The sequence below is a fragment of the Brevibacillus agri genome (genome assembly GCF_004117055.1).
GTDB lineage: Bacteria > Bacillota > Bacilli > Brevibacillales > Brevibacillaceae > Brevibacillus > Brevibacillus agri.
The window spans coordinates 3,725,209-3,747,888 of sequence record NZ_CP026363.1; the positions used below are offsets into that span (position 1 = coordinate 3,725,209).

At 53.2% G+C, this 22,680-nt stretch carries 26 protein-coding genes; 8 read left to right on the top strand and 18 right to left on the bottom strand.

Features of this window, described 5'->3' with window-relative positions; translation table 11 throughout:
- Nucleotides 1–78: 78 nt before the first annotated feature.
- The 5 genes from BA6348_RS18310 to BA6348_RS18330 all read right to left on the bottom strand — a co-directional run bounded on the left by BA6348_RS18310 (nt 79) and on the right by BA6348_RS18330 (nt 4,374).
- A complete protein-coding gene (locus BA6348_RS18310; protein ID WP_005832911.1) occupies nt 79–267 on the bottom strand; it encodes a hypothetical protein in 189 nt (62 codons plus the stop codon).
- Between the two features lie 121 nt (nt 268–388).
- Nucleotides 389–772, bottom strand: a complete 384-nt coding sequence (locus tag BA6348_RS18315; protein WP_005832912.1) for a LysM peptidoglycan-binding domain-containing protein — start codon at nt 770–772, stop codon at nt 389–391.
- Between the two features lie 177 nt (nt 773–949).
- Complete coding sequence (locus tag BA6348_RS18320; RefSeq protein ID WP_005832914.1) at nt 950–1,696, bottom strand: HIRAN domain-containing protein; 747 nt, start codon at nt 1,694–1,696, stop codon at nt 950–952.
- Nucleotides 1,686–2,651, bottom strand: coding sequence for a HipA domain-containing protein (locus BA6348_RS18325; protein ID WP_122952654.1), 966 nt, complete (start codon nt 2,649–2,651; stop codon nt 1,686–1,688). Before BA6348_RS18325 ends, BA6348_RS18320 begins: the two co-directional genes overlap by 11 nt.
- Before the next feature lie 187 nt (nt 2,652–2,838).
- On the bottom strand, nt 2,839–4,374 hold the full coding sequence (locus BA6348_RS18330; protein ID WP_007785077.1) for a fumarate hydratase: 1,536 nt from the start codon (nt 4,372–4,374) through the stop codon (nt 2,839–2,841).
- Between the two features lie 179 nt (nt 4,375–4,553).
- Here BA6348_RS18330 and BA6348_RS18335 point away from each other — a divergent pair, with 179 nt between their 5' ends.
- The 3 genes from BA6348_RS18335 (at nt 4,554) to BA6348_RS18345 (ending at nt 8,084) form a co-directional block, all read left to right on the top strand.
- A complete protein-coding gene (locus tag BA6348_RS18335; protein WP_007785074.1) occupies nt 4,554–6,500 on the top strand; it encodes a beta-propeller domain-containing protein in 1,947 nt (648 codons plus the stop codon).
- Nucleotides 6,501–6,580: 80 nt separating this feature from the next.
- Complete coding sequence (locus BA6348_RS18340) at nt 6,581–7,267, top strand: tetratricopeptide repeat protein (RefSeq protein WP_007785072.1); 687 nt, start codon at nt 6,581–6,583, stop codon at nt 7,265–7,267.
- A gap of 199 nt (nt 7,268–7,466) precedes the next feature.
- Nucleotides 7,467–8,084, top strand: coding sequence for a SurA N-terminal domain-containing protein (locus BA6348_RS18345; protein WP_026557017.1), 618 nt, complete (start codon nt 7,467–7,469; stop codon nt 8,082–8,084).
- A gap of 89 nt (nt 8,085–8,173) precedes the next feature.
- Here BA6348_RS18345 and BA6348_RS18350 read toward each other — a convergent pair whose 3' ends face one another.
- The 6 genes from BA6348_RS18350 to BA6348_RS18375 form a co-directional block, all read right to left on the bottom strand.
- The gene (locus tag BA6348_RS18350) at nt 8,174–8,863 is read right to left on the bottom strand and encodes an MBL fold metallo-hydrolase (protein ID WP_005832924.1); all 690 of its coding nucleotides are present in this window, start codon (nt 8,861–8,863) and stop codon (nt 8,174–8,176) included.
- Nucleotides 8,864–8,956: 93 nt separating this feature from the next.
- Nucleotides 8,957–9,748 (bottom strand): ABC transporter ATP-binding protein, encoded by a 792-nt coding sequence (locus BA6348_RS18355; protein WP_005832926.1) that lies wholly within the window; start codon nt 9,746–9,748, stop codon nt 8,957–8,959.
- A gap of 172 nt (nt 9,749–9,920) precedes the next feature.
- Nucleotides 9,921–10,358 (bottom strand): hypothetical protein, encoded by a 438-nt coding sequence (locus tag BA6348_RS18360; protein WP_005832928.1) that lies wholly within the window; start codon nt 10,356–10,358, stop codon nt 9,921–9,923.
- Complete coding sequence (locus tag BA6348_RS18365; RefSeq protein ID WP_005832930.1) at nt 10,355–11,185, bottom strand: DUF3100 domain-containing protein; 831 nt, start codon at nt 11,183–11,185, stop codon at nt 10,355–10,357. The genes BA6348_RS18360 and BA6348_RS18365 overlap by 4 nt, the downstream gene beginning before the upstream one ends.
- Nucleotides 11,186–11,218: 33 nt before the next feature.
- Nucleotides 11,219–12,394 carry an amidohydrolase gene (locus BA6348_RS18370; protein WP_026557016.1) on the bottom strand — a complete coding sequence of 392 codons (1,176 nt, stop codon included), beginning with the start codon at nt 12,392–12,394 and terminating at the stop codon, nt 11,219–11,221.
- Between the two features lie 271 nt (nt 12,395–12,665).
- A complete protein-coding gene (locus tag BA6348_RS18375; RefSeq protein ID WP_026557015.1) occupies nt 12,666–13,148 on the bottom strand; it encodes a hypothetical protein in 483 nt (160 codons plus the stop codon).
- A 312-nt stretch (nt 13,149–13,460) separates the two neighbouring features.
- On the opposite strand from BA6348_RS18375, the gene uvsE reads away from it, so the two are divergent.
- From uvsE to BA6348_RS18395, 5 genes are all read left to right on the top strand, one after another.
- A complete protein-coding gene (gene uvsE / locus BA6348_RS18380; protein ID WP_122952665.1) occupies nt 13,461–14,393 on the top strand; it encodes a UV DNA damage repair endonuclease UvsE in 933 nt (310 codons plus the stop codon).
- Nucleotides 14,394–14,740: 347 nt separating this feature from the next.
- Complete coding sequence (locus BA6348_RS26815; protein WP_165329001.1) at nt 14,741–14,914, top strand: hypothetical protein; 174 nt, start codon at nt 14,741–14,743, stop codon at nt 14,912–14,914.
- Nucleotides 14,915–15,358 (top strand): hypothetical protein, encoded by a 444-nt coding sequence (locus tag BA6348_RS27425; protein WP_242507371.1) that lies wholly within the window; start codon nt 14,915–14,917, stop codon nt 15,356–15,358. It begins immediately after the preceding gene.
- 325 nt (nt 15,359–15,683) lie between these two features.
- Nucleotides 15,684–17,192, top strand: coding sequence for a histidine ammonia-lyase (hutH, locus tag BA6348_RS18390; RefSeq protein WP_007785063.1), 1,509 nt, complete (start codon nt 15,684–15,686; stop codon nt 17,190–17,192).
- A gap of 105 nt (nt 17,193–17,297) precedes the next feature.
- Nucleotides 17,298–17,726 carry a thiol-disulfide oxidoreductase DCC family protein gene (locus BA6348_RS18395; protein ID WP_026557013.1) on the top strand — a complete coding sequence of 143 codons (429 nt, stop codon included), beginning with the start codon at nt 17,298–17,300 and terminating at the stop codon, nt 17,724–17,726.
- A gap of 106 nt (nt 17,727–17,832) precedes the next feature.
- Here BA6348_RS18395 and BA6348_RS18400 read toward each other — a convergent pair whose 3' ends face one another.
- The 7 genes from BA6348_RS18400 to BA6348_RS18430 form a co-directional block, all read right to left on the bottom strand.
- Nucleotides 17,833–18,753, bottom strand: a complete 921-nt coding sequence (locus tag BA6348_RS18400; RefSeq protein WP_026557012.1) for an aldo/keto reductase — start codon at nt 18,751–18,753, stop codon at nt 17,833–17,835.
- Nucleotides 18,754–18,828: 75 nt separating this feature from the next.
- Entirely contained in the window at nt 18,829–19,338 is a 510-nt protein-coding gene (locus BA6348_RS18405; protein WP_025848534.1) for an acyl-CoA thioesterase, read from the bottom strand.
- A 67-nt stretch (nt 19,339–19,405) separates the two neighbouring features.
- On the bottom strand, nt 19,406–20,179 hold the full coding sequence (locus tag BA6348_RS18410; protein ID WP_005828016.1) for a DUF3109 family protein: 774 nt from the start codon (nt 20,177–20,179) through the stop codon (nt 19,406–19,408).
- Nucleotides 20,176–20,499: a hypothetical protein gene (locus BA6348_RS18415; protein WP_007785058.1), complete on the bottom strand. Its 324-nt coding sequence runs from the start codon at nt 20,497–20,499 to the stop codon at nt 20,176–20,178. The genes BA6348_RS18410 and BA6348_RS18415 overlap by 4 nt, the downstream gene beginning before the upstream one ends.
- A gap of 105 nt (nt 20,500–20,604) precedes the next feature.
- Nucleotides 20,605–20,889, bottom strand: a complete 285-nt coding sequence (locus BA6348_RS18420) for a 4a-hydroxytetrahydrobiopterin dehydratase (RefSeq protein WP_005828012.1) — start codon at nt 20,887–20,889, stop codon at nt 20,605–20,607.
- 88 nt (nt 20,890–20,977) lie between these two features.
- Nucleotides 20,978–21,715, bottom strand: coding sequence for a class I SAM-dependent methyltransferase (locus BA6348_RS18425; protein WP_005828009.1), 738 nt, complete (start codon nt 21,713–21,715; stop codon nt 20,978–20,980).
- Nucleotides 21,716–21,983: 268 nt separating this feature from the next.
- On the bottom strand, nt 21,984–22,673 hold the full coding sequence (locus BA6348_RS18430) for a deoxynucleoside kinase (RefSeq protein WP_005828008.1): 690 nt from the start codon (nt 22,671–22,673) through the stop codon (nt 21,984–21,986).
- Nucleotides 22,674–22,680 lie beyond the last annotated feature (7 nt).

Genomic DNA, 22,680 nt, shown 5'->3' on the forward strand with positions numbered 1-22,680 from the left:
CGCCTTACCTATAGATAAAAAACCGCCCCAGCAACGACTGGAGGCGGTTTTTTGGTTGTCCGGCTTCATGCCTGATCGTCATCTGAGTTTGTCGAGATTTTTCGCACTCGGCTTGCGTGGCCCAAGCATCGTCTTGCTGATGCTGTTTACTTTGTGAAAGGAATCGAATACTTGGTCGATGACTTCCACCAGCTCGCGAATCTGCACCACTTTTCCATAGACGCCCATGAAATGGTGTCTGACGTTTTTGCCGTTAAACCCTAGCATGGCCGCACCTCCTCGTAATCCTCTAGTACTACCTTATGCAGTTCGGGGCCAAGAGGCGATGGCGTAGCGGGAAAATTATTAGCCCTTTGCAAAAAGGAAGGATGGCCGGACGTCCAATGGCTTAGCGCGGGCGTGGAGTCGCAGTCGGGCGCGGTCGAGGGGGCGGGGTTGGCGCAGGCGTCGGCACCGGGCCGGGCACGAGGCGTTCCAGACGGGTCACGCGCGCCTCCAGGCGGTTGACGCGTGTTTCCAGGCGATCCACGCGATCATCGACTTTGGTGTAGTCGTCGCGCAGCGCATCCACGCGATTTTCCACGCGCGTCAATCTCCGTTCCACATCACTCGTCGGAGCAGGCGTGGCAGTGACCGGGATGTACAGGTTTTGACCGACGTAAATGTAATACGGATAGGCGATATTGTTTACGCGGATCAATTCCTGAACGGGCACGCCAAAGCGAGCGGCAATACTGTTCAGGGTATCTCCCGCACGGACTGTATAGTTCACGAAGCTCACTCCCTCTATCGTTTCTTGTTCGTTACTAGCCTATGCCCGCCCGGAGACAGTGGAGATAAACAAATACCCATTTTTGCAAAGATAGGTAAACACCCAGTATATTCGCCGTTGCAGGCGCGCAGCGGCAAGGCGCCCAAGAATGCTTAGGAGTGAGAATGAACAACAGTGCTAATCATGATACTCAATTAAATACTGCAAATCTGTTTCCCTTTCGATTATTTCCCTTTCAATATCTTCGGTATAAATAAGCACATGTGGTCGGTTATCTTCTTTTCCTAAGTGGTAAACTTTTGAATAAACACTGATTTTTTGTTTCAACAACCGATAAAAAAGCAGATTAAACGGTCTTGGTATGTACCCCACTCGTTCATAATGATTTTCTTGGTCAATAAATTCAACTGCAGACGAATCTTCAGGATTAACATCGTCTATTCTGACAATAAACTCAATGTTCTCCTTCTGTTGAAAATCCCTGTTCTTAGATTTTGTATATGACCAGCCTGCAACCTCACAACTAAATAAAACATAATTCTTTTCATAAACAATTGGTTCCATGAACGTTAACGAGTCCGTTGCCAATTTCCCTTTTGTTACACATAAGTAATCCCAATACACATCATCAGAACCCTGCAAATCATTATCAGACAAAAATTTTTGAAAATCATTTCGTTTCGTGTTAGGAAGTCTTCTTTCAAAAACGGAAAACAATTTCTTGCTTTCATAGACTGACTCGATATCACTAATCCCGATAAACGGAATGAAACCTTCCGCCTTTGCCTCTTCAACGACTGAAATGTTATAAGAAAACACGTACAGACCGCTATCAAGCCTTTTTTGCAGTACTCCTACTGGGAAATTTCTCCCTGAAACTGGACTTTTCCAGTTTAGAAGTAATTTACTAAAACTAATTTTCATGGCTAAACTCCCTTAACATATAGTCTCGACGAGTTATTAACAAGCGTATAACGAATTGCTTTTGAAGGTCAGTCATAACTACGTCCGGTACTTTTTCAAGCAATTGGATTATCAAATTATCAGAAAGTCGTTCAATACGCGACACATATTTACTAATTTCAGGGGTACATTCCCTGATTTTTTGAAACAACGAAAAAATATTCAATTTCTCATGCTGTTGAATGTTTCCCCATTTGATTAAAGAACTTGATTTCCTTCCAAATAAGTATGCATCAAACATTTGTTTATCCCGCATCATTAGCATGATTTTATGTTGAGGTAACTCTCTTCCTAAACTAGAAGAATTATCGTAAAAAGGAGCAAACCGTATCTCGTTTGTTTTTTCATTTCTTATGATTCCAAAATTATCTTGATGTCGATCTGTGTTCCCTATTAAAGTGTCAAAAACCATCATTTTATACAGTTCTTCTATAAAATTGTATTTACGAAAAATTTTCTCTAATAACTCATAGCTGTAAACTTCAAACTCTCCCCGTAAAATGTCCCGATTGTATGTAAAATCATATTCCATGATCATATCTGCACCTTCAACTAAACTCTCCTCCCCTTCAACAAGAAAGGAATGACAAAGTGCTCCGTAAATCATTCCCGAATCCAACTTCGAAATATCTAGCCCATAATGCCCTACGATTTCGTCGTCAGCCGCAACACAAGCTATGTCTACAGTATGTGTGCTAAAACCCAGAATTTTGCCTATTTCGGAAGCAATTTTTTCAGCCCACATTTCCCCAGTAGATTCTCCTTCTATTTTCCATGTACTACTTGTCAGCGAAACAGGAAGCTTGAATAAGCCTAGCTTAAAACTCTCAGGAAATCTGTACCATCTCTTTTCTTTTGATCCCGAAACGTATAGATCTTCGAAGGGCCACCCTGAAATATTTAAGATTGGGTACATATGGCAATCTCCTTAACAATAATCTATGCTGATTATATCAAATAGCACATGTTTAATGCTAAAAGCTATTACTGCTTTTTCATGACCACAGGACAAGGGTTATTGCTTGAATGACTCGTTTACAGCTCAAAAGCCTCTGGCATCATATAATGTCAGAGGCTTTTGCGTTATTTCTATACGGTTTCCCTTATTTGAATACCGGCTCGGCAAACTGAGCCAATTTTTCCAGGGACGATTTCTCGACATCGGCATGCAAGCTGTTGCCGTGGGAGTCCATCGTCACGATGGCGGCGAAGCCTTTTACGCGCAAATGCCACATCGCTTCGGGAATACCGAACTCCAGGAAGTCCACGCCTTCGACTTTTTCCAGGCACTCTGCATAGTACTGAGCCGCGCCACCGATTGCATTCAGGTAGACAGCACCGTGCTCGTTCAACGCTTTCAACGTTTTTGCGCCCATTCCGCCTTTTCCGATAACGGCACGGATTCCGAATTTCTTGATAATGTCGCCCTGGTACGGTTCCTCGCGGATGGAAGTCGTCGGTCCAGCCGCTTTTACATGCCACTCGCCCGCTTCATCCTTCAGCATGACCGGACCGCAATGGTAGATGATCCCCCCATTGAGGTCCACAGGACAGTCGTGATCCATCAGGTAGCTGTGCAGGGCATCGCGTCCGGTGTGCATTTCGCCGTTGATGATGACGACGTCGCCCACTTTCAGGCTGCGGATTTGCTCTTCCGTAATGGGCGCTTCGAGCACTACCTCGCGACGGCTTTCGCCTTCTTCGCTTGCGGCTGCGGTCGGAGCCAAATCCATGGCGACTTCCTCGTCCTTGTACAAGTAACGGAGAATTTCGCCTGTTTCGGCGTTCAGACGCACACCTTGACGGCGGAACGCCCAGCAGTTGTAGGCAACGGAAACGAAAAAGCTTGCGGGCAGGCGATTTTCCACGCCCACTTTACAGCCGAGCAAGGTCGAGTTTCCGCCGAAGCCCATCGTCCCGATTCCCAGTTGGTTCGCTGTTTCCATAATGTAGTTTTCCAGCGCGGCCAGGTCCGGGTTCGGATTGACATCATCCACAGGGCGGAACAGTTGATGCTTCGCCAGCGCATAGCCGGAGGTGCGGTCGCCACCGATGCCTACGCCGATGAAGCCGGCGCTACAGCCTTGTCCTTGTGCCTGGTAGACCGCATGCAAAATGCATTTGCGCACGCCATCCAGGTTGCGGCCCGCTTTGCCCAGACCTTCCAGCTCACAGGGCAGGGAGTATTGAATGTTCTTGTTCTCACAGCCGCCGCCTTTTAGGATCAGCTTGATTTCGATTTCATCCTCTTCCCATTGCTCGAAGTGAATGACCGGAGTACCTGGCCCCAGGTTGTCCCCGCTGTTTGCCCCTGTCAAGGAGTCAACGGAGTTGGGACGCAGCTTGCCTGTTTTCGTCGCCTCTACAATCGCTTCCTTGATCGCTTTTTTGATCGTGAGCTGGTTGACGCCAACCGGAGTTTTGACCTCAAAGGTCGGCATCCCCGTATCTTGGCAGATCGGAGAGACGTTTTCCTCGGCCATCACGACGTTTTGCGCGATGGTGGACAAGGACAGCGCAGCACGAGTGCCCAAATCTTCTTTCAGTTTTGCTGCATTGACGGCGCGACGCACGTCTGGCGGCAAGTTTGTTGACGTATCCGTGATGAGTTCCAGAATGCTTTGCTTCAAGTTTTCCATCTATGACGCCCCTTTTGACGTAAGTGTGAATGGTAGCTTAAACCGCCTATTATTATAGCACACGCTCTCCCCCCTGTCCGTAGATTGCTGACCAAAGACAATGTGAAACGTTAAAGCAGCATTCTGCGTCTTATAACTGAATGCACATCCTGCCAAGATCGAGATGCGAGGGGATCGAGATGAAGAAAAAAGCAGCGGGACTTATCGTGACAGCCGTCGTGCTGTGCGCTCTGCCGTTTTTGCTTCCGCCAGGCTCGCTCAACGAGCCGACTGTCACAGCCTCAGAGCAAGACGGATTGCCTGTCGTCGGTTCCTACGGGCAATTCAAGAAGCTGCTGAAAAAGGCGAAAACCAACTACGTCGTGGCAGAAGCCGAGTTGAGCATGCCCGCAGCGGCTGCTGTCCTTGAAGCGAGGGATTCCGGCAAAAGCGCAGCAGCCCCGGATTTTTCTGCGACGAACACGCAGGTGCAAGGCGTCGATGAAGCCGACATCGTCAAGACGGATGGCACCTACCTGTACCAGTCGACGAGTCGCGAAGTGCGCATCGTCAAAGCGTACCCGGCCTCGGAGATGCGCATGACGAGCCGGATCAGCTATGAGGACGGCCTGTTCACGCCGCTGGAGATGTTCGTCGACGACAAAAAACTCATCGTCATCGGCCAGGCGAACAGCAGCGTCGAGTTGGCTCCTTTGCCCGCTTCGAAGCGCGCTATCCCGTATTACCGCCACAACCAGCTTGTCAAAGCGCTCGTCTACGACATCCAAGACAAAGCGCAACCGCGGCTCATCAGACAACTGGAAGTGGAAGGCCAGTATTTGTCGTCCCGCAAAATCGGTTCCAGCCTGTATTTGACGGCCAATCACTACATCGACACTTACCGGATTTTGCAGGAAAAAACGGAGCTGCCTGGCCCTGCCTATCGCGACAGTGCCTTCGGCGAGCAGTATCAAACCGTTCCGTACAGCGACATCCGCTATTTTCCGGAAAGCTTGCAGCCGAACTACCTGATGGTGGCAGGCGTCAATCTCGACGAGCCTAAACAAAAGCTGTCGCTTTCCACTTATTTGGGCGCAGGGGAAAATATTTACGCCTCCCCGACCAATCTGTACGTAGCGGTAACCGAGCATAAAGCGGAGCCGATCAAGCTGAAGCAAGGCGAGTCACTTGCCCCTTCGTTTGCCCCCCCGCCGCTTGCGACGGACACGACGATCTACCGCTTCGGCATGAACGACGGCAAGATCGCCTTTTCGGCAAAAGGCAGCGTGCCGGGCCAGATTCTCAACCAGTTTTCCCTGGACGAACACGACGGCTACTTGCGGATCGCGACGACGAGCGGAAACATGTGGCGCACCGATTCCGGCACTTCGCAAAACAACGTGTACGTCCTTGACAGCACGCTCGGAATCCACGGCAAGCTGGAAGGCATCGCTCCGACCGAGCGCATCTACTCCGTCCGCTTCATGGGGAAACGCGCCTACATGGTGACGTTCCGCAACGTAGACCCTCTGTTCGTGCTCGATTTGGCAAAGCCTGCTGCCCCGCGTATTTTGGGAGCGCTGAAAATTCCGGGCTACAGCGATTACCTCCATCCGTATGACGAGAACCACATCATCGGATTCGGCAAGGAAGCAGAGTCAGACAAGGACATGGCTTTTTACCAGGGCATGAAAATCGCGCTGTTCGACGTCAGCGACGTGACCAAGCCGAAAGAAAAGTTCAAAACCGTCATCGGCGACCGCGGAACAGACTCCGAGCTGTTGCGCAACCATAAAGCTTTGTTGTTTTCCAAGGAAAAAGGGCTGCTCGCCTTCCCGGTCACCGTCTACGAATGGACCGAGGAACAAAAGGCGAAGCAGGACATTCGCGGCTACGGCCACTTCACGTTCCAGGGCGCGTACGTCTACCGGCTCGATCTGGAAAAAGGCTTTACGTTGACGGACAAAATTACACATCTGGAGCAAGCAGACAGAGACAAGGCAGGGGAAGGCTGGTACGAAAGCACAAAAAACATCAAGCGAATCCTGACGATTGACCAGACGCTCTACACCGTTTCCGACGACTTCGTCAAAGCCCAGCCGCTTCAAGGGCCGAAAGCTGTAAAGACTTTGCCATTGACGAAATAAAGGGAATGGTCTGTCACGCGGACAGGTTCTGTGCTAAGATGGGGGAATAGAGGCAGCGCAAAAAGAGAGGGTGTCATTACGTGGAGTATTTGAGTCTTAATCTGACTTCAACACTGGCGGGATTAGCTGCCGTGCTGCTGGTCATGTTCATTCGCCTGCACTGGCCCTTCCGTTTTCAATATATGGCGAATCTGTACAAGCGCCGATTGGATGTACGGCTTAGCTGGTTGGAGGCATCCTACCGAAAAAACCGTTCGCGTGCGGTAGCCATGCTCGATAAATCGACACACGAAATCATGATCGGCAATTACGAACTGGCTGAAAAGTACATTGTTTCGGGCATCAACGTCTGCAAGGAACGCCCTTCTCTGTTCAATCAGGCCATGATTCACTACCTGTTTTACAACCTGGCGATCGTCTACTACTCGTCCGGCCGTTACAGCGAATCGCTGGAAGTCGCTTTCCGCATTTACCAACGCGACCAGAGGATGACGGATTCGCTCGCGCTCATCGCCTGCTCGCACGCTCGACTGGGCGAAATCGAAAGCGCACTCGAAGCTTATCAACTGATTGCCACCAAGCGCTCTGCCAAGGAGTGGAAGCTGTTTTGCCTCGCTGAAATCGAAGCAGCCAAGGGCAACTACGAGCACGCCTTGACCTATCTCCGCCAGTTGCTGAACAAATCGGCCAGCTCTTTGCACTTCAACCGCTCCGAGCTGGAAAAACGCCTGGAGGAATGGCAAAAGGCTTCGACTCACGTCAGCTAAATATCCGCCTGCTTTCCAATCCAAATGACACCGCACATGATTTTTCTGGTGTGCGGTTTTTTATTGCCGCCTGCTTCCAGAAAACGGGCATATCGGGCAGGAAAATGTGGCATTCTCGTAAAAGCCGTTCCATTTTTCTTCCGTATCGCTGCTCTATACTATTTCAACAGATGTAGGCCAGAAAGAGAGGTTTCTTGAAATGAAAAAGTTTGACATTTCCATCCTGACAGTCGCCGTCCTCCTGACAGGACTGGCTGTGATCGGCGTATCGCAGGCAAATGATCCTGCCGCCGCCCACACAAGTGCAGTCGCGACAGTCGGCAACACCGCGATCTCGCAAACCGCGCTCTATGAGCAGATGAAAAAAGAGGCTGGCGCCAAAGTCGTGACCGACCTGATTGCCATTGAACTGTGCAAGCAGGAAGCCGCCGCCCAAGGCATCAAAGTGACCGAGCAGGAGATCGACGCGAAGATCAATCCGATCAAGGATAAATTGAAAACACCGGAGAAGTTCCAGGAGTATTTGCAGGAACGAAAAATGAATGAAAAAGAGCTCCGCGAGCGGTTCGGCATGCTCCTTTTGCGCGACAAAGTGTTTGAAAAGGCATTCCCGGTAACAGAGGAGCAAATCAAGGAGTACTACGAGAAAAATAAAGAAAAGCTCGGAAAAACGTATGAAGAAGCTCGTCCCGAGATCGCCGAGAAGCTGCTAGAGCGCAACAGACGCAAGCACTCGGACGAGTGGCTGGAGCAAATGAAGAAAAAGTACAACGTCCAGATCATGGACCCGGTTCTGGTGGAGCAAGCAAAGGAATAATCGCGCTTGATTCACCCGCACGCGTAATGCCAAAAGACTTGTGTCGCCCGTTTTTCCGGTGCACAAGTCTTTTCTTTTGCAGAAAAAAGTTACGGACGTAAAATCGCGATCAGCTCCTGCAAAAAGTCGGGGATGTCGCCTTGCAGGATGGGACCGTGTCCCGTCGCCAAAAATTCGATCGGCCAGTCAAGCAACGCTTCCAGCCCCTCCACGTACTCCGGGACCCGATCAGGCTCGTCGATGGCCCAGCTTTTTATATGCGCCTTGTACGCCGCCCGGCACTCGCTTTCTTTTCCGACGATCTGACCCAGCTCGGCTTTATCAAAGCAGATGTGGTCGCCGACAAAACAAATTTTGCTCTGCGGGTCGAAAAACGCCACGGACCCTTCCGTATGAAAGGACAATTGCCGAAAACGCAACGACGGTAGATCTCCGCCGCTCCCCGTGAAGGTGTGCCCGAACAGCGTCTGAGAGAAATCGTCCAGCTCGTAGTAATCGTCGAGATGAATCCAGTTGTTTCGGGAAGGAAACATGTCGGCATTCCCGATATGGTCCGCGTGCCGATGGGTAAAGTAAACGTATTCAATCCGCTCCGGCTTGGCACCGATTCCCTCCAGCGCCTGCTGAAAGTACGTCCGCTGCTTGCGCAAGTGGGAATCGATAACAGCAAACGATTCACCTTGTTTGACCACGTAGCTGTTCACGTAGCTCTGCCACGCATCCTCGTAGGTGATGATCGCCCAGGTGGAGTCTGTGATTGGTGCAATCACGTTGTTCATGCCTCCATCTCTCCTCTCCTCCCAGTTTCTATTCATACTGTTATTATACACAATGTTACACGACCTTGCCGACTCTTGCCAAAAGATCGGCTGTTAAAGCACCGATGCCGCTTCCCCGAGGCTGACCCAGGAGCGTCCCTGCGACCGCGCAATGTTGACCGGAACCCCAAAAAAGCGGGTCAATCCGTCTGCGGTCAGCACCTCGTCCGTTTTTCCCGCCCGCTCGACCTCCCCCGCCTTCAACAGCAGCGTGTGGGTAAAGCACGGCAAAATTTCCTCGATATGATGAGTGACGTACAGCAATGTCGGCCCGTCCGGCTGCTTGGCAATTTGCTCGATCATCGACAAAAGCTGCTCTCGTGCCAGCAAATCCAGTCCCGTACATGGCTCGTCCAAAATGAGCAGCCGGGGGGACGCCATCAACGCCCGCGCAATCAGCACCTTTTGCCGCTCTCCTTGCGAAAGCGCTCCGAACGGCCTGTCCCGCAGCTCCGTGCAGCCGAATGTTTCGAGCAGTTCGGACGCTTTTTGCACATCTTTCTCCGCCGGAACCGCGTACAGGCCAATCGTCGCTTCTCTCCCGCTCAAAATGACGCGAAAGGCCGTCTCGTGCTCGTGAAGCTGTGCGATCAAAGCCGTGCTGACCCAGCCGATCGATTTTCTTACTTCGCGCAAATCGACCGTTCCGTACACATTTCCGAGGACGCTGACCTGCCCCTTTGTCGGCCAAGTGTAGCCACAGATGATTTTCAGCAGGCTCGTTTTGCCGGAGCCGTTCAGTCCGACCAGGCACCAGTGCTCGTTTTCTTGCACCTGCCAGTTAACGTCGCGCAAAATGACCGTTTCGTCTCTTTGCCACATGACTTGGTTCACATCAATAATCATTTGCTCTCTCCACTCCTGTCTTACTTTGTCGGAAGCCGTAATCTTTCTGATTATTAAGAGTATAACTGTCCATTCCTGATCGATCAATTCTTTTGTACACCCGGAGGCGATGCGAAAAAACCTTCGCGGCAAGTTGCGAGCCACGAAGGTTTGTTTCGCTAATGCGGTTTGCTTAAAACTTTCCTTGAATCTTGAACACGATCTCCGCGAACAAGGTTGCGAACAGGAACGTCCCTGTGAAAACGACGAGGGATACGACTACGATCCGCCAGCTCAACTGCTTGAACAGATGAATGTCTTTTCCAAGCGACAGACCGGCGTATGCGAGAATCGGTGTCGCGAGCGCCAGCAGGTTGATTTTGGCAATCGACGCTGCCGTGTACTCGCTTCCTGGGAAGAAAGGAGAAGTAGCCAACATGGCAAACAGAGAAATCCAGACAATCACCGGAGATTTGAACGGCAAAATTTTCGTAAAGCCCATCCCGATCAAGGTGATGACCGCGAGAAGCACAATGCCTGGCAACGATTCCATGATCGGCACGCCATAGCCGATCCAGTTACCGATGAGTGAGATTGCGCCAATGATGAGAATCGTCAAAATTTGATTCATGCGCTTCTTTTCCCCCCTTCTGTGTCAGAAGAAGCGTTTTTGCGGCCGATGATCGGCTCCAGCCATGCGTACAGCCGCTGCGTGAGCGGCAAGGAGACGAAAATGCATACATACGTACCGATAATGCTCATCATCAAGTTCGCCGCCCCCGAGTAGAAGGCGATGTCTTTTTGCGCTTCCGGGAAAATTACGGCGAGCGAGCCTGTCGCTGCCGCCATCATGCTCCCTGAACCAACCGCTGCGCCCATCGCGAGCGAAATCGGATGGAACAGTCCGCTGCTGCCGAGGATACTTGCGAGCAACGACATGAAAATCGCGCCAAACAACGTACCGCAAATGTAAACGCCCAGTGCGCCGCGCGCTTCCGGCGAGCTTGCCCCGAACTTGTCCACGATAATCGCCAGATTAGGCTCGCGGTCGAGGGAATAGGTAGCCCCGATTGATTCGCGCTTCAGACCGAGCAAAAGCGCCACTGGCAAGCCCAAAATGATCGTTCCGACGATGTGGCCTACCTCCTGGACGAGCAGCGATACGCCCGCTCCAAACAGCTTGGGCAACTCTGGACCAATGTTGGCGCCGAGCTTACATACGAAGATCAGAAAAGAAACGCCCAAAATGTTTGCCGCGACATTCATATCTTTTTCTTTCAAAAACTTGAATGAAGGCCAGCTAATGACACCGCCGATAACGAGTGCGTACAGCATCGGGAACAAGGCGATGACGCCGATGCCGATATTGATTTTTTTCGTGCCGATAAACTCTGTCAAGGCTACCAGTACAAGCACCAGGAAATGCAGCTTGTACACATTCACGCGTCCCTCAGTCATAAGGATCCCCCTGTTCGGTCTTGTTTCTGTCTGCTATTCGATGACTACCTTTTGCGCTGCCCGAACGAACAATTCGACGCCGCGAGCCAATGCGTCTTCATCAAAATCAAAGCGTGGGTGGTGGTGCGGGTAAACAAAGCCTTTCTCCGGATTGCCCGCTCCCAACTGGATGAAGCAGCCTGGCGCCTTTTTCAAGTATTCGGAGAAATCCTCGCCCGGCATCAGCGGGTCGATGTACATAATGTCTTCCTCGCCCCAGCGCTCGCGAATGATGTCCTCCATCAGCCTGGTCACTTGCTCGTCGTTGACGACGGAGGTGTAGCCGTGAGAGAACGAGAACTCGTAGCCGGCCCCATGTGCTTCGGTAATCCCTTTGACAATCCGCTCAATCCAGACCGGCAGATTTTCGCGAATTGTCGCGTTAAAGCAGCGGGTCGAGCCTGTCAGCGTCAGCGTATCTGGAATGATGTTGTAGGCCGTGCCTGCGTTCAACATCGTCACGGAGAGGACGACCTTGTCCAACGCGCTGACATTGCGGGAGACGATTTGCTGCAAAGCGGTGATGACTTGCGCGCCGATGACGACCGGATCGATCGCCGACTCCGGCTGGGAGGAGTGTCCGCCCTTGCCCTGGATTTTCACATCAAAACGGTCTGTGGAAGAGGTGAGCGCCCCGTATAAAACTCCGAATTTTCCGACTGGCATGTAAGAAGCGAGGTGAATCCCGATAATCGAATCCAGACCGTCCGCCGCTCCTGCCCGGACAATCTCGACCGCGCCGCCCGGCGGAAGCTCCTCTGCGTGCTGGAAGAAAAATCGCACTTCCCCTTTGATGCGGTCTTTGTACTGCGACAATATTTTCGCCGCCCCAAGCAGCATCGCGGTGTGCCCGTCGTGCCCGCAAGCGTGCATCACGCCCGCTTTGCCGGATGCGTAAGGCACATCGTTTTCTTCGTGAATCGGCAGGGCGTCCATGTCGGCGCGCATGCCGAGCACTTTTCCCGGCTGGGAGCCGATCAGGCGAGCAACCACACTCGTTTTCGTCGGACGGGACAATTCCAAATTTCCGAAAGATCGCAATTTTTCATACACATATTGAGACGTCTGTTCTTCTTCAAACGACAGTTCGGGATGCTGGTGCAAATGTCTGCGCCAGGCAACGACCTGTTCTGCCAATTCGTCCGCCAATCGCTTCGTATCCAAACTCACTGTGTCCACTCCTTTTCTCTCTAGCTTTACGTTCAGTTAAGTTTCATTAAACAAATTGGCTTTCCGTGAATTCTATCACGTGTGAGCCAAAATTACAAATGTCCATTTCAGAAGGACATTTTTTGTCAAATCCACCTCGATCCCCGTCTATTTATTAGTTATTTTAGAATTTTCTATCTATAATGTCCACGTAAAATATACATAAAACGCAATAAAAATTTTTGAACAGCGTCCTTTAGGGCTTTTCCGCAGAAAAGCCCTGCCCCGCTTCCTACAAATTGACGGCAAACCACACGTACTTGCCGCCGCTTTGGCCCAGCCACAGTTCACCGTTGCCCACCATCACGCCTTGGGCGTTGACGAACGTCTCACGGACGTTTTGGGCGAGCAAAGCTTCCTTGACCTTCGGTGTGACAATCTCGTCGTACTCCGCGAGGAACTGCTGCTCATTTTGCACGTAGCGGCTGCCCCCGTCCTTGTTTATGCGCAGCGGATACTGGACCATTCTTGCGACTTGTGCTTTGTTCCCGGCCTTCACCGCCTCCTGAAGCTTGTCGAAAAAAGCTTCAAAGGCAACCGGGTCGGTAATGCCTGCCACTTCGTAGCGATTGTGCTCGCTCTCCGCCTGTTGCCGCGCCGCTTGCTGCATCATCTGGCCCGGTTCCGCCGCTTGTCCGGCGAGAGCTGGGGAAGTCAGGTGAAGCAGAACGGTTCCGATGACGAGTAACGTTCTCACGCTTTTGCTTTTGCTCATCACGCTTCGCTCCTTTACGGTTTATCGTTCGTTTCTACCAGTAGCTTTTCTCCGGGGGCTTTGGCTTATGAGTCGCGGCGGCCCGTTGCCCAAGCTTTTACCGTGTCGCTGCGGCAATCCATCGCACCTGATGCTTGTCCGTTGCAGGCGGGTGGCCGTACGGAAAGGAAACATGCCGATCGAAAAAGGGTGTACACAGGCGCCCTGCCTGTTCGCTCACCTTCATGCGCGCAACTGGGAAGTTTTCATATCACACGCCGCTACTGTTTTTGGAGATACTACGTGGTGACGACGATCCCAGGGGTGATTTCCTTGATCCGTTTGGGCTATGCCTGCATCAGCGTAAAGCTGAAAAACAATCCGAACAAAAAGACGACCGTTGCGCAAATCAATAAACTGGAGCCGCAGGCGCGCCTGAAAAAGCTGCGGCTAGTGTTGCAGACGAATTTTTTCAACCTGATGGATTTGCTCGCCTACAACGTGGAAAACCGCATTTTTTTGTATCGCCTCCCCTCGGAATTTGTGCCGCTGGCTACGCACCCGGTCGCGGCAGACTGGGACTGGGCCAAAGAATTTTCCTGGGACTTTCAGAAGACAGGCACATTCATCCGCAACAACGGCATTCGCCTGACAGCGCACCCCGGCCACTTCAGCATTTTGAACAGCGACAAGCCATCCGTGGTCGAGGCGGCGATAGCGGATTTTTCGTATCACGCCAAAGTGTTTGATCTGCTTGGATTGGACGACAATTCGGTGCTGGTCACGCATGCCGGCGGTGTGTTCGAGGACAAGGTCACTTCCCTGGAACGATTTGCGGCGAACTTTGAGCGACTGCCTGAGCAGGTCAAGCGGCGACTGGTCGTGGAGAATGACGACACGTCCTTCACCATGCGCGAGGTGTTGGAGCTGTGCGAGCAGATCGGTGTGCCGATGGTGTTCGACATCCATCACCACCATTGCCATTCGGACGGCGAGGAATGGACAGAGTATCTTCCGCGCATCATCCAGACGTGGGGGAAGCGCATCCCGAAAATGCACATGTCCTCGCCGAAATCAGCCAAAGACTTTCGCTCCCATGCGGACAATATCGATCCGGACGAATTTATCGCTTTTGCCAGCGCTCTCGCCGATTACCATGTCGATATTGTGCTGGAATGCAAAAACAAAGACGATGCGCTGCTGACTCTGCGGCAACATCTGAAAAAACGCGGGGTTGAGGTCGAGGCGTTTGCCGCTGCCCCTTGATCGCCCCGGCAGGAAAACCAATTCGCTTTTGCCGCCAGCCAAACAGCCAAAAGGACGCCTACGCGAAAACAGGCGTCCTTTTTTTGCTTGCTCGTTAATCGCAACTGCAACCACAGTCGCAGCCATGTCCGGAGGAGGAGCTTCTATGTCCGTAAGACGATGAGCTGCTGCGTCCGCCAGAGCTGCTGCCCCTATGATGCCAAACTTGGCAACGGTCGTGATAATGCTTCATTCTCCGTTGATGGTGTTTGTAATGTCTGCGGTATTCGCTGTATTTCCGGCGGTGATCCCGGTATTGCTCGCATTTGTGACGGAAATACTGCATCCGGTCCATATGGAAATGGAACTTGAACAAATACAGTTCGATTTCCGAGCCTGGCCGGACGTTTTCCGCTGACGGCGGCCTCATGTTTGGCGAAGCATTTGGTGGACGCCGGTTCGGCATGACGTTCGGCGGCATCGGATTCGGTCTGCGGTTTGGCGGCATTGGGTTGGCTGGCATCCGATTTGGCGGCATTTGATTGGACGGCATCCGGTTTGGCGGCATCGGATTGGCTGGCATCCGGTTTGGCGGCATCGGGTTAGCTGGCATCCGGTTTGGCGGCATCGGGTTGGCTGGCATCCGGTTTGGCGGCATCGGATTGGACGGCATCGGTTTTGGCGGCATCGGGTTTGGCGTATTCGGCATAATCTGGTTAGGAGATGGCACGTTCGGCCGTTGCGGCATCGGGCGTGCCGGGATGTTGTGCTGCGGATTCTCCGAGCTTTGCGGCGCTTTCGGCTTCGACGGTGACGGTACGTTTGGCGATGGTACGTTAGGAGACGGTACAATCGGTGACGGCAACGGCATTATCGGGGAAGGCGGCTTTGGCATTTCTTTGGGACGCCTTGGGGACGATGGAGGCACAGGCGGCATCTTGCGTCGCTTTTCCACGGAAATGAACACGTCCTTTCTGATGAAATAACACAGTACATGGTATGACATTTATCCCGCTCAAGAAACGACAATCGCCCAGTTTCCAAAAATGGATTGAGCCCGTTTTTTTCCACTATAGGGAAGGCGCCGTGCCAATCTTGATCTTGACTGCGCGCTCACTTTCGTTACAATAATACTAATAACGAAAATTATCTGACAGTTGTAGAGCGAAAGTGAGGAAAGACGTATGTGGCCTCCAATCGGGCTTACGCGTTTCATCCAATCACATAGAACCCGGGAGCGAGGGGTTAGGATCTAGTATCCTAACCCCTCGCTCTTTTCGTTCTCTGCTCTGTTAAAGGAGGAAACTATCCATGAATCAGCAAGCAAGCGTCATCCATATGAATGGGAATCGCCTGCGCATTGAAGACGTCGTCCGGATTGCCAGGGACGCTCACCGCATCGAATTGACCCCCGAGGCGCTGGAAAATGTGCGCCGCTCCCGGGCGATGGTCGAAGAGATGCTCCAGGAGCAAAAAGTCGTCTACGGCATCACCACAGGCTTCGGCAAATTTTCCGATGTCATGATTCAGGGCGAAGATGTCAGCAAGCTGCAGGAAAACTTGATTATGAGCCACGCCTGCGGAATGGGAGAGCCTTATCCGGTGGAAGTCGTCCGCGCCATGATGGCGTTGCGAATCAATGCGTTGGCAAAAGGCTATTCCGGCATCCGGGAAGAAACGCTGCTGCACCTGGCCGAGCTGTGCAACCGCGGCGTCCATCCGGTCATTCCCCAGCAAGGCTCGCTCGGCGCCAGCGGCGATTTGGCTCCGCTCGCGCACATGGTCCTCGTCATGCTCGGCAAGGGCGAAGCGATCGTCAATGGACAGCGGATGAGCGGAGAAGCGGCGCTCAAAGCAGTCGGGCTCTCCCCGATTCGCCTGCAGGCCAAAGAAGGTCTGGCCCTGATTAACGGCACGCAGGCGATGACCGCCCTGCTCTGCCTGGCCTTGTACGATTCGCGCGTCGTCCTGGAAAGCGCGGAGCTGATCGCGTCGATGACGATTGAAGCGTTGCGCGGCATACCGAAAGCGTTTGATCCGCAACTGCACCTCGTCCGCCCGCATCCCGGACAGCAGGAATCGGCGAGACGACTGCTCGCGCACCTGTCCGGCAGCGAAAGAACCTCGCAGCAGGGCGAGCTGCGCGTCCAGGACCCTTACAGTCTGCGCTGCCTCCCGCAAGTCCACGGAGCGACACGCGATACGCTGGAGTACGTCTGGGCGACGGTCACCCGGGAGTGCAACAGCGTGACCGACAACCCGATCCTGTTCACGGAAACAGGCGATGTCATCTCCGGCGGAAACTTCCACGGGCAGCCGATGGCCTTTGCCGCCGATTTTTTGGCGATCGCCATGGCAGAGCTGGCCAACATCTCCGAGCGCCGCACAGAGCGACTCGTCAACCCGCAGCTTAGCGGCCTGCCCGGATTTTTGACCGAAAACGGCGGTCTTCATTCCGGTTTTATGATTACGCAATATGTAGCCGCTTCCATCGTCTCGGAAAACAAAGTGCTGTGCCATCCTGCGTCCGTCGATTCCATCCCGTCCTCGGCAAACCAGGAGGACCACGTCAGCATGGGGACAACCGCCGCCCGCAAGCTGCGCACGGTCATTTCCAACGTGACAAAGGTGCTCGCCATCGAATATTTGGCGGCAGCACAGGCGATCGACTTCGGGAATGGAGAGCTGGGCGCAGGCACGAAAAAAGCTTACGAAGAGCTGCGCCGCGTCATTCCCCGTCTGCACGAGGACCGGGAAATGCACCCCGACCTGGTGAAAGCAGAGGAACTGATTCAAAAAGGAGCGCTTGTCATTCTCTAGTAGTGATCCGCGCTGGGAATGCCCTCCCTTCTCTGCTATGATGAAAGCGAAGGCGGCACGACCGCACGACCATTCGATTCGCTGTAGAGCATGGAGGGCTGCCTGATGAAGCCAGCATCTGAGCCGCTGCAACACCCTGACTATCTTTTGTTGTTCGACGGTGTTTGCCATTTGTGCAACAGCGCCGTTCAATTCATCCTCAAGCGCGATCCTTCCGGCAGCATTCACTTCGCTTCTTTGCAGTCGGAAAAAGCGCAGCAAATTTTGTCCCGCTTTTCGTATGCCGAAAGCGGGCTGTCATCTGTCGTCCTGATTGCCCATGGACGCTTATACACCAAGTCAGACGCGATTTTGCGAGTGGCGCGCAAGCTGTCCGGGGCCTGGCCGCTGTGCTACTACCTCGGCCGTCTGTTCCCCCGTCCCGTCCGCGATTTCACCTACGATTGGGTGGCCAAAAACCGTTACCGCTGGTTTGGCAAACAGGAACAGTGCATGCTGCCTACTCCCGAGATCAAGGCTCGCTTTCTGGACTGACTGATCGGTTAGAAAACTTGGCTGCGCCAAACCCTTGGCGACGCCTTTGTGGCACTTATGTACAAAAAAAAGAGGAGCCGTCGCGATCTGTCGGCTCCTCTTTTCGCTATTTGACCCGCGCTTGCGGGTGATCGTCGCTTGCGAAGGCAGCGGCTTTGGCGTTTGCCTCCACCTGTGCCGGGCTTTTGCTGCCCGGGATGACCGTCGTGACGGCCGGGTGCTTCAGGCACCACGCCAGCGCCCACTGCGCCATGTCCACGCCCTCCGGCACTTCGCTTTCCTTGATTTTGGCAACCTCTTCGAGCAGGCGGGCGACGTGCTGCGGATCGTGGCGGTGGCGCACATCGTTTCCGGCGAACACGGCTCCTGGCTTGTATTTTCCGCTCAAATAACCGCTCGCCAGCGGCACGCGTGCGAGCACGCCCAAATCCTGCTCCGCGCACGACGCAAACACCGCTTCCTCCGGCTTGCGATCCAGCCGGTTGTAGACGACCTGGATCGTCTGCGCGTTGACGCGGGAAGCTCCGCCCACCTGATGCATGTTGTCGTTTTTGGCAATCGACAAGCCCAGATGGCGAATCTTCCCTGCCTGCACCTGCTTGTCCAGATACGTCCACAGCTCGTCGTTGTCAAACGCTTCGTCTGGCCCGGAATGGAACTGGTACAGGTCGATGTAGTCGGTCTGCAAAGCCCGCAGCGATTTTTCCAGTTGCTCCTGCACAGCGGCAGCCCCGTACTCGTTCGTCCGCGAAAACTTGTCGTGGAAATGGTGGCCGAACTTCGTCGCGATGATCCAATCGGCGCGGCGGCTCTTTTTCAAATAGCCTCCGATCAGCTTCTCGGACAGATGATCGCCGTAGCACTCTGCGGTGTCGATCAGGTTGATCCCCAGCTCGTGCGCCTTGTCCAGAATCTGGTCGACTTCTTGCTGCGAAAAGTCTTGCCCCCACTCTCCGCCAAATTGCCACGTCCCTACGCCAATGACCGAAACAGTCAGTTCCGTTTTCCCTAATCTGCGGTACTTCATTGTCGATTCCTCCTCGCGCCTCTATGTAGAAAAGGCCCTGAGCGAACTGTCGCTCAGGGTGAAACCAAACGAACATCAGATTGTTTTTTCGATGTTTAACTGGCTGACAAACGCTTGCAGGCTGTCTTTCCGTTCCTTGCGCATTTTTTTGCGCTCCTCGGCAGTAGCCATCAACCTTTTCTCTTCCTCGGTTTCCGGAACGATGGCCGGAACCTCGGTAGGATTGCCCGCTTCATCGAGCGCGACAAAAGTCAAAAACGAAGTGGCAGTCAGGACTCGTTCCCCTGTTTGCAGGTTTTCCGAGACGATTTTCACAAAGACCTCCATGGACGTGCGCCCTGTCGAGGAGACAAACGCTTCCAGGCAGATCGAATGCCCCATTTTTACGGGTGCCAAAAAATCGATGGAGTCTATGGAAGCAGTCACGACCGGGCGGCGCGAATGCCGCATGGCAGCGATTGCCGCTACCTCATCTATATAGGCCATCATCGTCCCGCCGAAGATGGTCCCGTGGTAATTCGTATCGGACGGTTGAACCAAGGATGCCTGGATCGTGCGGGATTCTTGTGTAGTCTTGACGTTCATCACTGTTGCTCCTTTGTCAATCATGTTCATGCTCCCCCATCATATCACAAGGCATCCGCTGTTCCAATTACATACTGACAGTTGTCATATGGCTGCGCTCGCGCAGGCGGTCCAGCACGGTATCCGCCTCCTCCTGCAAAAAATAGCGCAGCATCGGCACGTTCCATTCGTAGGCGGGGCGGTAGCCATCGAGCGCGAACCAGTTTTCGTCGATGTGCGCAGCCAGCTTCCTGCGCTCCCGGTTCGCGCAGTAAAACTGCTCCAAATAGTCCGTTCCCCAGCGGGAAAAGGACGACGTCTCTTTGGTCACGGCAGTCAACAAAATTTCCTGGCCCGTATCAATCAAATCCAGCGGGTACAACTGGCAACTGAACGGCTTGAGCGGCAGGACATCGTGCCCTGCCTCTTCCGCGTAGGCGTGGATCGCACAGCCGAAGCGGCCGTTGTTTTCCTGATAAAACAGACAGTTGCCATGCCGCATACGAATCGTGCCTGGCAACTGTCCCCGGTCCCACACGCCGTAGCGCTCCCAGTTTTCCCGCTCGCCTGCTGTCTGCAAACGGGCAGCGATCGCCGGAACCTGTTTTTCCAGCAGCGGGATTTGCCATTCCTCGACGGCGTATGGCTGGCCGCCTTCGCAGCAAGTCTCGCGGTGAACCGCCCGGCAATTCCAGCAGTCCAGGTGAAACAAAGCGAGCAGAGCGGGTACGTCCACCATGTACCGCCCTGCCTTTATCATCGCATGCCTGTTTTTTTTCATGTACTTTTCGCAACTGTACACTTCTTTTTCACTCATCGGATCGGGTGTTCCGACGTAGCGATAGGATGGCTTCCTGTTCATTTTTCCAGGACGATCTCCGCTTCCGTACCGAAAATGTTCAGTTTTCCGTCTGCATAGGTGGCGAGATCCACTTCTTCTCCGGGAATTTCCATCAAAATTTCCACGCTTTCCTCGTCCGCTGCCACAAACAGCAGCAACAGGTCTTTTTCGTCAAATTCGTTGTCGGTGAGCTTCACTTCTGTCAGTTGTCCCTGAAACTGCGCGACTTCTTCATCGTCTTCGCTTTCCGTGTCCCATTGCGTAAAAGTGACAGACAGCGTTTGCTTGGCAAACTCGTCCGCAAGCAGGCGCAAAAGCTGTTCGTGCTGTTGAATTTCCATTGTCAATCCCTCCGAAAAAATATCATTACTGCCCATCATAGCAAAGTGCAGCGGAAAAGCCAAAAGAAAAACCGCTTCCCAAACCGAAGCGGCTGTTTCCTGACGCTAGCTTACTTTGCTGATCGTCTGGGCGAGGGCAAAATCTTTGCCCGTCAGCCCTTTTGCCTCGCGGGTCGCGAGCGTAAACGTCACAGTTCCGCCAGACAGGTGAATCTCGACATGCTGACTGTCATGCTCAAGCATTTCCGCCACACGGTTTACAAAGCTCACAGCCGTGGCAAAGTCTCTACAGTGATATGTGCGAGACAGCGCCATCCTGTCTTCTACCAGCTTCCAGCCCGGAACCTTGCTCAAATACAGTTTGACCTGTTCCAAAGACAGCTTGCTCACTCACATCGCCCCCCTTTTGTCCGATGAATCGGTGGTAACACCATCATATTCAGCAGACAGAAAGGTTAGTCACGCTTATCCGCGCTACCTATTGCTTGATCGCGTAAAAAATCATGCGCGGCGATTGACTGGCTATATACGGTTCAAATTGGTAATTGCCGAATACCTGAATTTGTCCGAATCCGGCCAGCTCCAGCATGGCCGTCATCTGTTCCACGGAGAAAAGCCGAACCTGCTCCAAGTACTCCCTCGGCTGCGCGGCGGGATCGTCTCGAATCAAAATCCGCTTTTTTACCGCCTCGTCCTCGATCCAGCGCTTCTCCTCGATCAGCATCCCGCTGACCTCTTTGGTGGAGTGCGGGACAAGATGCTGCTTCACGTAGGCGGGGTTCAAATAGTCGATGACGACTTCCCCGTTCACCTTCAATGCCTGCGCCATATTGCGGACGACCTGCGCGTTTTCCTCATCGGACGAAAAATAGCCAAAGCTGGTGAACAGGTTGACTACGATGTCAAATTCGTCCCGATACGGAATATGGCGCATGTCGCAGCGAGCGAAGCTGAGCTGTGGATAGGTGTTCTGCTCTTCCGCAAGCTGCAGCAGCACGGGGGACAGGTCGACACCTACGACTTCGTATCCTCTGCGAGCCAGCGCACGCGAATGCCGCCCGCTCCCACAGCAAAGATCAAGTACGCGCCCCGTGCTCTTTATCGGCAATCGCTCGAGCAGATTGGCGATCTCGCTGTCGGCCGCCGAATCGTCCCGATGCCGATACACAAGTACGTAATCTTCGCGAAAGCTGCGTTCAAACCATTCTTCTGCCATTCCCTAGCTCCTTTAATTCCAAGATGCTCTCATTATACCACAGCGGGGTTTATCCGCAGCCGATTTCCCCCCGCCGAAGTGCACGGAAAACCGCAGGAAGCCTGACCAAAAGCACACTCGCGAAGAAACGACGACAGCGATGCGCTGAGGCTCGAAGACTATCCCGTCCGGTGAATGGCAAACACAGTCCGAAAACAAAAACCCCCTGTCTTTCCTGCTGGCGGCAAGCCTTGCCATACAGTAGGAGGACAGGGGGTTTTGGGGCTGGCTACGGCAGGCGCGCAGCTCGTCCCAGGCGAATTTTTTCCGCCGCACGGGCAATGATGCTCTCCACGGAGGCCGGGTCGTCCACGACGTCGTACTCGTTGATGTTCACCCGCAGAACAGGACAGGAGGTAAACGAGTGAATCCAGCTATCATAGCGGTTGAACAAATCGCGCCAGTAGTCGATCGGGGTCTGCTGCTCCATCGGGCGTCCCCGCTCCTGGACGCGCCCGATAATGTCATCGAAGCTGCCTTCCAGGTAGATCAAAATATCGGGATGCGGGAAGTACGGCGTCATGACCATCGCTTCGAACAGCTCTGTGTACGTGCGGTAGTCTTCTTCCGTCATGTTGCCCTGCTCGTACAGCATGCGGGCGAAAATGCCGGTATCCTCGTAAATCGAGCGATCCTGGACGAAGCCGCCGCCGTAGTCGAACATCCGCTTCTGCTCCTTGAAGCGCTCGGCCAGGAAAAAGATTTGCAGGTGAAAGCCCCAGCGGGACAAATCGTTGTAATAACGGCCAAGGTAAGGGTTGTTGTCCACTTTTTCCACGGACACGCGAAAACCGAGCTGATCGGCCAGGGCGTGTGTGAACGTCGATTTGCCGACGCCTACCGTTCCGCCGATGGTGATGACCGCATTGCTCGGAATGCCGTATTTTTCACGAAGATGGCTGTTTTGAAACCTAGACATGTACGCA

What these genes read in the sequence shown, in the direction of transcription:
- hutH (WP_007785063.1), top strand. Translation starts at nt 15,684, where the DNA reads ATGAATCAGCAAGCAAGCGTCATCCATATGAATGGGAATCGCCTGCGC.
- BA6348_RS18405 (WP_025848534.1), bottom strand. Translation starts at nt 19,338, where the DNA reads ATGAACGTCAAGACTACACAAGAATCCCGCACGATCCAGGCATCCTTG.
- BA6348_RS18360 (WP_005832928.1), bottom strand. Translation starts at nt 10,358, where the DNA reads ATGAATCAAATTTTGACGATTCTCATCATTGGCGCAATCTCACTCATC.
- BA6348_RS18350 (WP_005832924.1), bottom strand. Translation starts at nt 8,863, where the DNA reads ATGAACAACGTGATTGCACCAATCACAGACTCCACCTGGGCGATCATC.
- BA6348_RS18320 (WP_005832914.1), bottom strand. Translation starts at nt 1,696, where the DNA reads ATGAAAATTAGTTTTAGTAAATTACTTCTAAACTGGAAAAGTCCAGTT.
- BA6348_RS18410 (WP_005828016.1), bottom strand. Translation starts at nt 20,179, where the DNA reads ATGAACAGGAAGCCATCCTATCGCTACGTCGGAACACCCGATCCGATG.
- BA6348_RS18310 (WP_005832911.1), bottom strand. Translation starts at nt 267, where the DNA reads ATGCTAGGGTTTAACGGCAAAAACGTCAGACACCATTTCATGGGCGTC.
- BA6348_RS18330 (WP_007785077.1), bottom strand. Translation starts at nt 4,374, where the DNA reads ATGGAAAACTTGAAGCAAAGCATTCTGGAACTCATCACGGATACGTCA.
- BA6348_RS18425 (WP_005828009.1), bottom strand. Translation starts at nt 21,715, where the DNA reads ATGGCAGAAGAATGGTTTGAACGCAGCTTTCGCGAAGATTACGTACTT.
- BA6348_RS18375 (WP_026557015.1), bottom strand. Translation starts at nt 13,148, where the DNA reads ATGAGCAAAAGCAAAAGCGTGAGAACGTTACTCGTCATCGGAACCGTT.
- BA6348_RS18415 (WP_007785058.1), bottom strand. Translation starts at nt 20,499, where the DNA reads ATGGAAATTCAACAGCACGAACAGCTTTTGCGCCTGCTTGCGGACGAG.
- BA6348_RS18365 (WP_005832930.1), bottom strand. Translation starts at nt 11,185, where the DNA reads ATGACTGAGGGACGCGTGAATGTGTACAAGCTGCATTTCCTGGTGCTT.
- BA6348_RS18355 (WP_005832926.1), bottom strand. Translation starts at nt 9,748, where the DNA reads ATGATTATTGATGTGAACCAAGTCATGTGGCAAAGAGACGAAACGGTC.
- BA6348_RS18325 (WP_122952654.1), bottom strand. Translation starts at nt 2,651, where the DNA reads ATGTACCCAATCTTAAATATTTCAGGGTGGCCCTTCGAAGATCTATAC.
- BA6348_RS18345 (WP_026557017.1), top strand. Translation starts at nt 7,467, where the DNA reads ATGAAAAAGTTTGACATTTCCATCCTGACAGTCGCCGTCCTCCTGACA.
- BA6348_RS18400 (WP_026557012.1), bottom strand. Translation starts at nt 18,753, where the DNA reads ATGAAGTACCGCAGATTAGGGAAAACGGAACTGACTGTTTCGGTCATT.
- BA6348_RS18395 (WP_026557013.1), top strand. Translation starts at nt 17,298, where the DNA reads ATGAAGCCAGCATCTGAGCCGCTGCAACACCCTGACTATCTTTTGTTG.
- BA6348_RS18430 (WP_005828008.1), bottom strand. Translation starts at nt 22,673, where the DNA reads ATGTCTAGGTTTCAAAACAGCCATCTTCGTGAAAAATACGGCATTCCG.
- BA6348_RS18335 (WP_007785074.1), top strand. Translation starts at nt 4,554, where the DNA reads ATGAAGAAAAAAGCAGCGGGACTTATCGTGACAGCCGTCGTGCTGTGC.